The 12923-nt window shown below is 34.8% G+C and carries 13 protein-coding genes; 6 read left to right on the plus strand and 7 right to left on the minus strand.

The window, feature by feature from the left end; all coding sequences use genetic code 11:
- Position 1: 1 nt before the first annotated feature.
- From traK to AC4PRO_RS15870, 6 genes are read right to left on the minus strand one after another with little or no spacing between them, the layout of a single operon-like run.
- Positions 2-625, minus strand: a complete 624-nt coding sequence (traK, locus tag AC4PRO_RS15845; RefSeq protein ID WP_492118063.1) for a conjugative transposon protein TraK — start codon at positions 623-625, stop codon at positions 2-4.
- A 20-nt stretch (positions 626-645) separates the two neighbouring features.
- Positions 646-1638, minus strand: a complete 993-nt coding sequence (gene traJ / locus AC4PRO_RS15850; protein ID WP_492118064.1) for a conjugative transposon protein TraJ — start codon at positions 1636-1638, stop codon at positions 646-648.
- A 2-nt stretch (positions 1639-1640) separates the two neighbouring features.
- Complete coding sequence (locus tag AC4PRO_RS15855) at positions 1641-2273, minus strand: DUF4141 domain-containing protein (RefSeq protein WP_492118065.1); 633 nt, start codon at positions 2271-2273, stop codon at positions 1641-1643.
- Between the two features lie 23 nt (positions 2274-2296).
- Positions 2297-4801 (minus strand): TraG family conjugative transposon ATPase, encoded by a 2505-nt coding sequence (locus AC4PRO_RS15860; protein ID WP_492118066.1) that lies wholly within the window; start codon positions 4799-4801, stop codon positions 2297-2299.
- Entirely contained in the window at positions 4798-5130 is a 333-nt protein-coding gene (locus AC4PRO_RS15865; RefSeq protein WP_492118067.1) for a DUF4133 domain-containing protein, read from the minus strand. Before AC4PRO_RS15865 ends, AC4PRO_RS15860 begins: the two co-directional genes overlap by 4 nt.
- Positions 5131-5140: 10 nt before the next feature.
- The gene (locus AC4PRO_RS15870; protein ID WP_074723814.1) at positions 5141-5446 is read right to left on the minus strand and encodes a DUF4134 domain-containing protein; all 306 of its coding nucleotides are present in this window, start codon (positions 5444-5446) and stop codon (positions 5141-5143) included.
- Positions 5447-6528: 1082 nt separating this feature from the next.
- On the opposite strand from AC4PRO_RS15870, the gene AC4PRO_RS15875 reads away from it, so the two are divergent.
- From AC4PRO_RS15875 to AC4PRO_RS15900, 6 genes are all read left to right on the plus strand, one after another.
- On the plus strand, positions 6529-7047 hold the full coding sequence (locus AC4PRO_RS15875; protein ID WP_492118068.1) for a hypothetical protein: 519 nt from the start codon (positions 6529-6531) through the stop codon (positions 7045-7047).
- A 24-nt stretch (positions 7048-7071) separates the two neighbouring features.
- On the plus strand, positions 7072-7392 hold the full coding sequence (locus tag AC4PRO_RS15880; protein WP_492118069.1) for an HPF/RaiA family ribosome-associated protein: 321 nt from the start codon (positions 7072-7074) through the stop codon (positions 7390-7392).
- Between the two features lie 11 nt (positions 7393-7403).
- Positions 7404-7598, plus strand: a complete 195-nt coding sequence (locus AC4PRO_RS15885) for a hypothetical protein (RefSeq protein WP_492118070.1) — start codon at positions 7404-7406, stop codon at positions 7596-7598.
- 326 nt (positions 7599-7924) lie between these two features.
- Positions 7925-8920, plus strand: a complete 996-nt coding sequence (locus AC4PRO_RS15890) for a sterol desaturase family protein (RefSeq protein ID WP_492118071.1) — start codon at positions 7925-7927, stop codon at positions 8918-8920.
- 30 nt (positions 8921-8950) lie between these two features.
- A complete protein-coding gene (locus AC4PRO_RS15895) occupies positions 8951-9166 on the plus strand; it encodes a hypothetical protein (RefSeq protein WP_492118072.1) in 216 nt (71 codons plus the stop codon).
- Positions 9167-9266: 100 nt separating this feature from the next.
- Positions 9267-11522, plus strand: coding sequence for an FUSC family protein (locus tag AC4PRO_RS15900; RefSeq protein ID WP_492118073.1), 2256 nt, complete (start codon positions 9267-9269; stop codon positions 11520-11522).
- Positions 11523-11869: 347 nt separating this feature from the next.
- On the opposite strand, the gene trhA is transcribed toward AC4PRO_RS15900, so the two are convergent.
- Positions 11870-12517, minus strand: a complete 648-nt coding sequence (trhA, locus tag AC4PRO_RS15905; protein ID WP_492118074.1) for a PAQR family membrane homeostasis protein TrhA — start codon at positions 12515-12517, stop codon at positions 11870-11872.
- Positions 12518-12923 lie beyond the last annotated feature (406 nt).

Below are 12923 nucleotides of genomic sequence, written 5' to 3' on the forward strand. Positions count from 1 at the left end.
TTTAACGTTCAATAATTTCTAAATCATTATTCTGCAGCACAGTAAACTTTTCTATATTGAAGCCTTGCGGATTATTATCCGAACGAACGGAATTCACAAGGTAACAGGAGGTAACTAGATTACGTGTGGTTACATTACTAGAGCGAATGATGTACTGCTTGGCATAAGTTTTTACAGCATAAGGATAGGTTTCAAAGTTGCATATCACACTATCTACTTCAAGGCGTTGTTGCACATTACCTGAAATAATCCGATTGTAATACCCCTTTTCAGCTAAGTCTTTGTAATAATCAAAAGCGCTTTTGTCTGCTAGATTAAATGCTCTTTTCATATTATTTTCTATAGCACTCTTGTCTGGTGCCAGTGTAAAGAAAAGCTCATGAAATCGACGTATGTGTTCCCGAGCTTCTACAGGACGATTGATTGAAGCGTCTTGCGCCAACGCTAGCATTAATGATTTACCATTATCCAACACATAAACTTTTTGACGCTGCAATTCTGCAAACCGATACGATTCCCAAATTGCATATCCTGCTACTCCAACACAGAGTACTGCAAATACTATGGCATACAGTCTGATTTGTTTAAAGCTATTTTCAATATTTCTTAATGTTTTAAATTCCATTTTACTTTAATTTTAAATTGTTACTTCATTAATCTCCCCCCAATATTTCCAGTAACTGCTCCCGTACCAGCTCCTACAATATTTCCAGTTTTAGCGCTAGTTTGATTTATATTACGAACAAAGTTTCCTGCTCCCCCTGCCTGAATAATCCACCCAGTCACTGTAGGAATTGTAAAATATCCAATGATGCCAATAATCATAAAGATGATATACACCGTACTGGATGAATCTGGAATAAAATTAGGATCGGATAAACTGTCAATATCCTTTTGCAGTATTAACGATTGGATCTTGGACAACATCGAGCTGAAAAGGTCAGAAACTGGCAACCAGAGATACACACTAATGTATCGAGTAAACCACTGCGTTAAGGTGGACTGAAACCCATCCCAGACTGAAATAGCAAATGCTATAGGCCCCAATATTGATAGCACAATCAAGAAGAAAGTTCGTATCGTGTCAATGACCAGTGCAGCAGCTTGAAAAAGCACTTCTAAAAATTCTCGAAAACTATCGCGAATCATTTTCTTGATACTATACATTTCTCTTTCAATATACATACCCGATATTGTTGCCAAATCAGAAGGCGTCCATCCTAATTCATCCAATTTCTTATCAAAATCTTCATCCGATGCTAAATAGGCAGTCTCAGGATTTCGAAGCATAGCCTCTCTTTCCAGTTGGTCTTTCTGCTGTTGTAAAACATTCAAATCCAAAACTTGATTTTCTAATATGCTATGTGTTCCTTGTACAATTGGACTAAGTACCCCATTTAGTGTTCCTAAAACAATCGTTGGAAAAAACATGATACAGAGTCCTAAAGCAAAAGGTCTAAGTAGCGGAAATACATCTATCGGTTCTGCGCCACTTAGTGCCTGCCACACTTTTAATGCAACATAAAACAAAGCACCCAATCCAGCTAAACCTTTTGCTACTGCTGCCATATCAGCTGATAGTGGCAACATCTCGTCATAGAGCGAACGTAGTACTTGGTGTAGATTACTAAATTCCATGATTACCAATATTTTTGGTTAGCAGTTCCATAAAGCTCCAATACCCTTTTACTACTGTTTGCTTTCTTAGCTCGCAGATAACTAACCGAAATATTTTTATTGGTAAAATAACGAACCAAATTGTGGTACTCTTTAACTTTTAGATAAACACGATCAATAATATCCATTCGCTCCTTATCAGTAAGCGACAAGCTGGAAGAGCTTACAATTTGCTTTAGCTCTTTCAGAAGTTCGGTACTTTCATTTAACAATATGGAATACCCATTAGCAATAGCCGTTAATTCTTGTTCATTAAAATTAGGATCGTTCAACATTTTCCCAAAATTACTTACATACATCTCAGAGACATCACCAACAAGTAATACGGTCTGCTGTACTTTTCGAGCATCCTTTACTAGGTTATTTACAGCCTTTAGCTTGTCATAATATTCTTTTCCTTGATTATATACTTTTTGGACTTCTTTAAAGTTGTTAATCATGTTAGTCGCTGTGGTTGAAGTTTGTATAATCTGTCTCGCTGAATTGACTATTCCTTGAGCCAAATTGGTTGGATCTGTTACCACCCACTGTGCTTTAGCAGTCGGCATGACAGCAAATAAAATTACCATGCACACCATAATTTTTAAATTTTTCATTTTTATTCGTTTTTAAATTTTTACTATTTGTTTTCTATTTCTCTTTTCTCAAGAGCTAACCTTTTAATGGCCTGTTCTACATTTCCATCCAGTTCTCCCGCAAGACGCATCACTTCCAACTTTTCGGTTTCTTCTGTGGTATAGGCTAAATATTCTTCAAGACTCACTTCTGTAGCATATACTGCTGAATGCGTCCCTCCTAGTCCAATCCAAACTTCTTTGTATAACCTATTGGGATCATTGTTCATATTAATCGAAAGTATCTGTGCTTTTTCCTTTTCAGTAAGACCAAGCATAGCTTGGATATCATCAAATTTGTTCATGTACTTTCGTTGGTCAAGGAGTATTTTACAATCCGAATTATTAATGATACTTTCTTTCACAATGGGTGACTGAATGATATCATCTACTTCTTGGGTTACTACAATCGCTTCTCCAAAAAACTTTCTTACCGTTTTAAACAGGTATTTGATGTACTCTGCCATTCCTTCTTTGGCGATCGCTTTCCAAGCTTCTTCAATCAGGATTAGTTTTCGTACTCCCTTCAAACGACGCATTTTATTGATAAAAACCTCCATAATGATGATCGTCACAATGGGAAAAAGGATTTTATGATCCTTGATTGCATCAATTTCGAAAACAATAAATCGCTTACTAAGTAAGTCAAGTTGCTTCTCAGAGTTCAGCAGGTAATCATATTCTCCCCCTTTGTAGTATGGTTCTAATACATTGAGAAAGTTGTCAATATCAAAGTCTTTTTCTCGTACCTTTTTATTTTCCAATACCTTTCTATATTCTCCTTGCACAAATTCATAAAATCCGTTGAAGGAAGGAAATTCATCTTTCTGCTTAATCCTTTCAATGTAACCGCTCACCGCATTGGACAATGCCACTTCTTCGGACCGTGTTGGTGGTTCATCATCCCTTTTCCATAATGTTAGAATCAAAGTTTTGACACTTTCTCTTTTCTCAATATCGAATACGCCATCATCGGTGTAAAATGGATTAAAGGCAATTGGATTGTCTTCGGTGTAAGTGAAATAAACCCCATCTTCGCCTTTGGTTTTTCCTTTAATGAGTTCGCACAAACCTTGATAGGAATTACCAGTGTCTACCAATAAAACATGTGCCCCTTGCTCGTAATATTGCCTGACCATGTGATTGGTAAAAAAGGACTTTCCAGAACCGGAAGGACCCAGAATAAACTTATTCCTGTTGGTGATAATACCCCGTTTCATGGGTAGATCAGAGATATCCAAATGGATGGGTTTTCCTGTGAGTCGGTCGGCCATTTTAATTCCGAATGGAGACGGTGAACTTTTATAATTCGTTTCCTCCGTAAAAAAACACAACGCAGGTTCTATGAAAGTATAAAAACTTTCTTCACTTGGAAAATCTCCTGCATTGCCTGGCATTCCTGCCCAATAAAGCGTCGCAACATCGGTAGTGTTGTGCCTTGGTTTGCATTCCATCAATGCCAAAGCACTACCTGTGTCGTTCTTTAACTGTTTTAGTTCTGCTGGATTGTCAGACCACGCCATTACATTGAAATGAGCCCGAATAGAAGCATGTCCGAAAGAATGTGCTTCATTCAAATAGCGTTCGATCCATTCTTTATTGATTTGATTGGCTCTGCTATACCTTGCCAAAGAATGCATGTTTCTTGCTGATTTCTCAAACTTCCGAAGGTTGTCCTCACTGTTATCCAAAAAAAGATACTGGTTGTAGATGTGATTGCAAGGTAACAGTAATCCAACTGGCGCAGCAAAAGACAAGAGACAATCACTTCTATCGGTGGACAATTTTTCGTAGCGAGTTTCTGCAGATACGGAACTAGGCAGATCATCAGTATCGGACAACGTATGCAGACAAAGTCTTTTGTTTCCAATACGAACTTCTTCCCCTCCCATAGCAATATCTTGCATTGGTGTTCCCTCCTCTCTTGAAAGACTTAGGTATTGTTCCAATAATCCTTGTTTCTCATTTGTTCCAATGATGTCTTCCTCACTCAATCGTTCCAATTTTATAAAACCGGAATCATTCACTATTCGTTCAAATTGCGCCACTGATTCCATAAAATGAGAAATTGTTTCCTTATCTCTTATTTCTTTTGGAATAAGTACTCCTTTGCAAAGCGAAGAGAAATTACTCTGCATTCGCATACGCTCTTTGGACGTTTTTGTTAAGAACAGATAACAATAATGATTGAGAAACGGACGCTCATTAAAATGCTGTTGGTAGGATTTTGCTAAAAAACTCAAATCTTCTTGAACAATATCAGGAGTATAATTTTCCTTAATGTACCAATCCTGTTTGTGTACCACCGTGTAATCGGGCAAGGTCTTAATAGCCTTGTGCCACGCTGAATGTATCGCTTCATATTCCGCAGAGGCTACTGTGAAAAGTTCTGGTAGCTGCACTCGAAAACAAGCAGTGATATCAGCATCCTTTGAGATAATACAATTATTTTCTACTGCCAACAACGGAAACTTAGATTCCAATGTCGTTGCTTTTGATTTATTTCTCATAACTGGTATAATTTGGAGTTCATCTTAAAATAACGATGCACAGGCTTGCGACAGATAATATATCGTGGATGTCGTTTATTAGCTCCTACTTTCATCAAACCATGTTCACCATACTTTTTGTTTAGTGAAAAAGTTTGCCACACTAACAGCGATCCCCCACCAATTCCTATAAACAAACACAGATAAGAATTGACTCCTGTCATATACAAGATCATTACCAGGATAAGCATCCCTAGCAGTCCACCTGCGAATAAGAACAGATACTGTGCTTTCAGTCCTTTAAACTCTACCGTTCTTCCTATTCCCTTATTTATATTGTAAGTATTCATAAGGAAATAATTATAGGAAGAAGGAACGTAAAACAGTAGCCGCTACAATCAAAAAGATGCAAGCTCCAAACCAGCTCGCCGCTGTCTTACTAGTATCAGGATCACCGCTACTAAACTTGTTGTACACCTTTACCCCGCCAATGAGCCCCACTACTGCTCCAATAGCGTAAATAAGTTTTGTAGCAGGATCAAAATAAGAGGTTACCATTTGAGTCGCTTCCGTGATTCCTGCAGTACCATTTCCTTGTGCAAATACACCAAAAGCTGACAGCATTATAACTGCTATCAACACTACTTTTTTTCTATGTCTTTCCATGATTTAAATAGATTTTTTTATCTTTTACCCTTGCACTTTGCAGGATTTATGGACAAATATCTTATGGGATAGATAATATTATTTTAAATAGGAAGTCATTGGAGTCTCTTGGCATTGCTTGACTAATCCGAGTAAAGAACTTAATATTTTCAAAATCTACTTAATTTACTCACAAAACAATGGATACTTTTGAGGATAGTAGGGATATGCATTCCTAGATTTTCTTGACATAAATTAAAGCACTTCATCAATAGTTGAAGCACTGAAGAGGAATTACCAAATGAGTAAAAAAATATATCCATCTAGGGAAAAATCCAGAAGCAGTTACTACGGAGTTTTCCAAAAGTTTCAGATACGCGAATCATTAAATTTTGTGAGCTATATCTAACATTTGTTGACGAAAGTAGGATTTTAACTCTCCTTGATTGTTCTGACCCTATATAGGAAGTTAATTAGCTTAAATAAATATTTAAAAGAAACTAATCTAATTCAATTGGAAAATCAATGGGGTCAACTATCACAGCAGCAAACGACCTAATTAGACGGATTTAGCTATTACATATCTTACGGAAGGCACTTTGAATTTTCAATGTAATAAATATTATTTTACAGGAGTTTTGATTGGTTATGCATTTAAAAACCAAGCAAAATCTGAAATTCTATCTCAAAGGAAAAGGAAGCAAATTAGTTTAGAAGAAATACGCTAAAATATAATTTATATAACGTTGAAGCTTAGTAGCCAAAAACTAAATAAAGATGTACTAGGTAATTCGAATAATTTAACAACTCATTTTGAAAAAATTGATTAATTAAAAGGAAATAAACTGAAGCACCTATCTCATATTAATAAATATGAAGAAGTTACTATGTTAAAAGCATTTTGCTTAAATCTTTAAATAATGCAAAGAACAGTTTAAGAAGTTAAAAATTTGTACCTTTAAAATATTGGTTTAAGAAAAAAACTATCTGTTAGTAGTACAGCGATTTAAATATATTAGACTTAAATTAACGATTTACTTTAGCTGCACGTTAATTTTACGTGTAGTAAACAAGTATGATTATGAATCATAAAAAAAATGAAAATGAAAACTAAAAAAGAATTAGAACAAAGCATCATAAAGATTACTACCACGATTCAACAAGAATATCCTGAACTGTCAAAGTTTATAATTGAAATGCCCGACAACAATTCGGAGAGTGAGGAAGTAACTATCAAAAGCCTTGAAGAATATAATAATTCTTTAGAAGATATTTTGCGTAAATATGCTAAAACGCATGATGAAACTGATTCTAAAGAAGTTCCTAAAACACCTGACTATGCAGACTTACATATCTATCCGCCATCTGAAGATATTTATCAACAATTGAAGGAAGAAAAGGATTTGAATCCAGAAGATATTTCCAAAAAGAAAGCACCAAATGAAAAGGAAGGTACTTGGAACGAAAAGGACTTTAAAGATGTGAAAACGGGTGCTGATTTAGATGTTCCAGCTTCAGAGCTAGACGACCAACAAGAAAATGTGGGAAGCGAAGACGAAGAAAACAATTATTACAGTTTGGGCGGAGACAACCACAACGATTTAGACGAAGACAAAGGATAGTATATAAACTAAAATAATACAATTATGAAAATTCAGATAAACACCGACAAAACAATCTCTGGTTCCGAAAATCAAGAAGACTATTTTACTTCCTTGATCACCGAAAAGCTAAACCGATTTCAATCGCATATTAGCCGTATAGAAGTACATTTATCAGACGAAAACGGAAAAAAAGAAGGACACGATGATATACAATGTATACTAGAAGCAAGAATAGAAGGCAGAGATCCAATAGCGGTTACCTGTGAGGCCGATACTGTCAAAAATGCTGTTTCAGGTGCCATAGATAAAGTGAAAATATCGTTAGAGACCATTCTTGAACGAATGAAAAATCGTGAAAGATAAAATTTAAAGGCATGAAAAATAGAAATGTTACTTTACCATTAATTAAAAACATTATCATAGAACTTGCCAAAATAAATGAAATAATTCAGCCCGGTGAACCTCTCTCTTTGTTCCATCAGCTCCCATACATTTGTATCGAAAATATAGATTTATTGAAAGAATGGCTTGATGGAAGAGCCAATATTAAAATAGAAAAACAACTTTGATGCAAAAAATACAACTGAATAAGAATCAATACAATAGCATAAATTTTTAGTTTTAATTAATATTGCAGATCACTTCACTATAATTTTATGAAAAATTAAGGATCGAACCAAAGTTTAAAAAACTAACTTGCAAATTGTAAAGTCTTCGATCAGATAAGATTAAAATTTGCGCTTTGATTCTAACTATATAAAACAAAGAGCGAAAAATTATGCTATTCATTAAACAGAATAGTCTAGCAGCTAGTTTAAACTAGTTTCTCAGCTTGAAACGTTAAAAAAAATTGGACGCGCTCCCACAACAAATAGCTCCCTAATAATTACACTATATGAAAGATAATCCTTTGACGATGGAAATGCTGTTAGAGCAACTAACTGGACTGAATATTATCCAAATCGCAGCAATTCCACTGATTTTGCTTGTTGCTTTAGAATGGATTCTCACAATTGTTCAAAAGAAAGAATACTACAATAGCTTAGACACTCTATCGGCCACATTTATAGGGCTTGTAAATATTGGTATCTCAGCATTTTTAAAAATTGGGATTTTCGGAATTATATTATTTTTCTATAATCTCGTTCCGTGGAGTATTCCAACTGTATGGTGGGCCTATACTCTTTGCATTATTACGTTAGATTTTTCTAGATACTGGTCCCATAGATTAACACATGTTAATCGTTTTTGGTGGGCAACTCATGTTACTCATCATAATTCAGAAAAATATAATTTGTCTGTGGCTTTTAGGTTGAGTTGGACACAACACATTAAATTTATCTTCTTTGTTCCTGTAGTTTTAATAGGATTTGACCCTGTTCTTTTTTTTATATGTCATCAAATCGAAGTACTCTATCAATTCTGGGTTCATACCGAATATATTAGAAAATTACCAGCTCCAATTGAATATATTTTTGTTACACCGTCTCATCACAGAGTGCACCATTCAACAAATGATAAATACCTGGATAAGAACTTTGGGTCAACACTTATTATTTGGGACAGAATATTTGGAACTTTTCAAGCAGAGGAAGAGCAAACAGTTTATGGCATTACTACACCAATTAATTCATACAACCCCATTACTTTAAATTTTCATGAATGGAAGGACATCGTCTTAGATGTAATAAATAGTCGCTCTTTAAAAGAAGCTTACGCAATGCTATTTACAAGTCCCTCTAAATTAGAAACTGTTAAAGCTAAATTCAATTCTATTCATTTAAAGGAGTTTGAAAAAGCAAATAAGACGGATGTTAATTTTATAAAAATAAATAGCATTGATAAGGTAAGAAACAGCACCATTAGTCAATCATGGAATATGAAAAACTAATGCCAACTACGTGCCAAATTCATAGTATTTATGAATTATTCCGGAAAACCTATCGAATTTCTTATACCTACATCGCTTTTTGTTGTCTATAATACAAGAATGCAAGCCATACACGAACACTTTTCAAAACATCTTTCTTCGGGAGCGAACTCCCCGGGAAACGAACACCAAGGAGAGCTGGAGCGTGGCAATAATGAGAAAAAACAACAGTTATCTAAAAATCTTTATACTGCCGTTTTACAATAAATTTTTTTTAATTTCACCAATTAAAAACCCACTAAAATAGAGGTACAAGACAATTCGTCCGCTCAATTATCCTAACTTTAGAATCAAATTTTAAATCGGCTTGAAAGAAAAACTCAAACAACTAGAATTGTTTCTAAAAAGTACCCGTTTGGACCGAGCAATTCGGATTGGAATTGGGATTGCTGTGCCATTTGCGGTACTCTATTTTTTAGGGTATTTTAAATATGCGCCAGCTATAGTTGTGGGTGCTTTTTTAAATGCGCCCGGCGACATTCCAGGAAGCTTCAAACGTAAGGTCAATGCCATTTTAATCAGTATCGGGTTGACAATGGTTATTACAACTATAATCCTATTTTCAAAACCTTTCCTCCCTCTTTTGTTACTGGCGCTTACTATAATTACATTTACCGTCTCGCTAATTTCGGTTTACGGTTTTAGAGTATCTTTAGTATCCTTTGCCGGCTTGTTAGCAATGGTTATATCATTTGCCATTCAAAAAGAAACAGCGCATGAAATTTTTCTTCAGGTGGCCTTAATGGGAGTTGGTGGTCTTTGGTATCTGCTCGTTTCCTTTATTTTTCAAAAAATCACCCCTGTAAAAGATCAGAATCAGTTATTGTCAGATACGCTTCTCCTTACTGGTGAGTACCTAAAATTACGCGCAAAATTATTGACTAAGAAAACCAAGCGTGACGAACACCTTAAACAAACCTTTGTCCTTCAAAATCAAATCAATGAAAAGCATGAAACACTTCGAGAATCAATGCTTACCGCACGTAAAAGTTCTGGACGTTCACATCATGAAGAAAAGCAATTACTCATTTTACTTTCCTCTATCAATATATTCGAATTAATAGAAGCAAAACACTTGGATTATAAAATGATCGATAGGACTTTTGGCAAGCGTAAAGAATTCCTAAAAGCTTCGATAACGCTGAGTAAAATAATGGGAAATCATCTCATAAGTTTGTCTGAAATACTGATTCAAAATGATAACATACCAAATAAAGATAGTCTATTAGATGCCTTATCCAAAACTAACGAATCGATTACAAATTACATTGAAACCGTCAAATTACCTGAAGCTCGAGAAGGTGCTTTGGTATTAAAAAACCTATACGATTACCAAGAACAACTACTTCAAGAAATCAGGATTATTAGATGTGTAATGACCAATGTGAACGAGGCTTCTAAAGTATCCTTAAAAAGACAAGATTCGAGGCAGTTTTTAACGCAGCAGGAATATAGACTGAACGTCCTTGTTCAGAGCTTCAGTATGAATTCTACAATGTTTAGACATTCATTGCGTCTTACGATCGCTATTGTATTTGCCTATGTGTTAGGTCTTGTTTTTGACATTCAAAATACCTACTGGATCTTGCTGACTATCCTTGTAATCATGCGCCCTAGTTATGGTTTAACTAAAGAGCGCTCTAAAGATCGTATCATCGGCACACTCATTGGGGCTGCTGTTGCCGCAGGTATTGTGCTACTTACTCAAAACCTAGTGATCTATGCAGTTCTGGCATTTGTTTCCTTTATATCGGCGTTTTCATTGATTCAGCAGAATTATAGATTTGCTGCCGCATTAGTTACCATTAGTATTATCTTTTTGTATTCATTCATAAATCCTAATGCCTTTGAAGTGATTCAATATCGTGTCATCGACACCATTATTGGAGCCATTATCGCTGTCGTAGCTAATTATTTAGTTTTACCCAGTTGGGAAGCCAATAATCTAAAACAGGTTCTTTTGAATGCTTTAAAAATGAACAAGATATATCTATTAGCAACACAAGAGTTATATCAAAATCCCTCTAAACACAAACTCTCCTATAGTGTAGCAAGGAAAGAAGCATTTCTTGCCATCAGTAATTTAAATGCTTCCTTCCAGCGATTAACCCAAGACCCAAAATCGAAACAGAAAGAATTTCAATTGATTTATGAAATTGTAACGCTGAACCAGACAATGACCTCAGCCATTGCGTCCATTGGAAATTTTATCAGCAATCATAAAACTACTCCTGCATCTATAGAATTTAATGTACTGATCAAAAAGATTTCCAATACCCTACAGATGTCTGTCGATTCTTTAGGCGACATTCACATAAAGAAAAAAGTCGACAAAGAAACTGTTGAAGATGCACAAGAAAAGTTGTTGGTAAAATACCAGCAATTATCTAATATTCGAGATGAAAACATCAGACAAGGAAACACCGCATTAGATACAGATACACTTCATAGTCTACAGGAAGCCTATTTAATTACCAATCACATGAACTGGTTAATTTCCCTTTCAGAAAATCTAAAGAAAGCAACTGAACGCTACCATTCCTCGATTATAGAAGATCAGTAGTGGTTTTATTAAATTTCAGGAAATACTCCCAACGTACCTTATATTATTACTTGCAGCATTTACTCACGAACTAAATTTGGAACTTGTCAATGGCATCTATTAGGCACTATCCTTTATAATTCAGTTAGTTTCCCATTTTAAAAAATGAATTACCAAAAGATAAAAAATAATTACCTTATTAATATTTTTTAAACGCAGGCTTTCTACTAATTGGTTTGTCATAACCGGGAATTCGTACCTCCTTCTAATCAAATATCAACTCTTCTCTTCTTTATAGTCAGCCTCTTTACTGCCGTCCTTAAAGTTGCGCCTTTTGTTTTTTTTATAAACCCTACTCATTTTTTGAATCAATTCGACTCGACTGCTAATAAAATGGCTACGTAATGACAAACCGCAGCTGCGAGCACAAAAAAATGCCAGACAGCATGGTTGTAAGCATATTTCTTCCATAAGTAAAAGACAACACCCATGACGTAAAGCGCACATCCAATTAGAATCATAGTGAGGATATTGAAGGGAATACTTTCAAAGAAAGTACGTCCGCCAACAATCATAATAAAACCCATTGCTATGTAAACTAACGTTGAAAAAACCTTCCATTTCCCTGTAAAAAAAATCTTAAAAATGATCCCCACTGTCGTAAGCCCCCACAAAACCGATAGCAAAGTAATCCCAAAAGAATTATACATATACATAAGTAAAAACGGAGTGTAAGTACCTGCTATCAAGAAAAAAATACTGATATGGTCAAGGATTTCAAGTGTGCGTTTTGCCTGAGCATGCTGGATTCCGTGGTAGAGTGTTGAAAAAGTAAAAAGTTGTAAAAAACAAAAACCATATATAGCCGCACCAATAATACCAGAAGTGTTATCACTTTTAATGGCAAATGCTATTAGGATAGGAATACTTACGATACCAAAAATAATTCCAAAACCATGTACGATACTGTTTACTAGTTCTTGCCTGATTTTTATATTTGAATTCTGAGTTCGCATAAAATTGATTTGATAAGGCTTATTGTTCTAACCCTTTTTTGTAAAATTACTCAAATCTATTCCTAACTTAGTTCGATTAGCTATATAATTTACCGTTTTATTACTATCTATTTTATTTTCAGAAGGCCTTTATCTTGTAATAGTTTCAAAGAAAATTTTGTTTTATTTCTTTTATAGGTCGGTACTTTATATAAAATAAATATACCGTTTTACCGAAAAACTTAATATGACCAGAATCAAAGTAAAAAATAATTTAAGTACTGGATCAATATCGTTTTTTCCCTTAACACTATCGCATTGAATTAAAAAAAAAAATGGTGTAATTAAAATTGATATTAATATAGGTATACACATTAGAAATTTAGTCCTAAACCTGTTTTTTTTAGACAAGGAATAGCAAGGCCTT

Source organism: Flavobacterium sp. DW-iso2 (assembly GCF_058725285.1).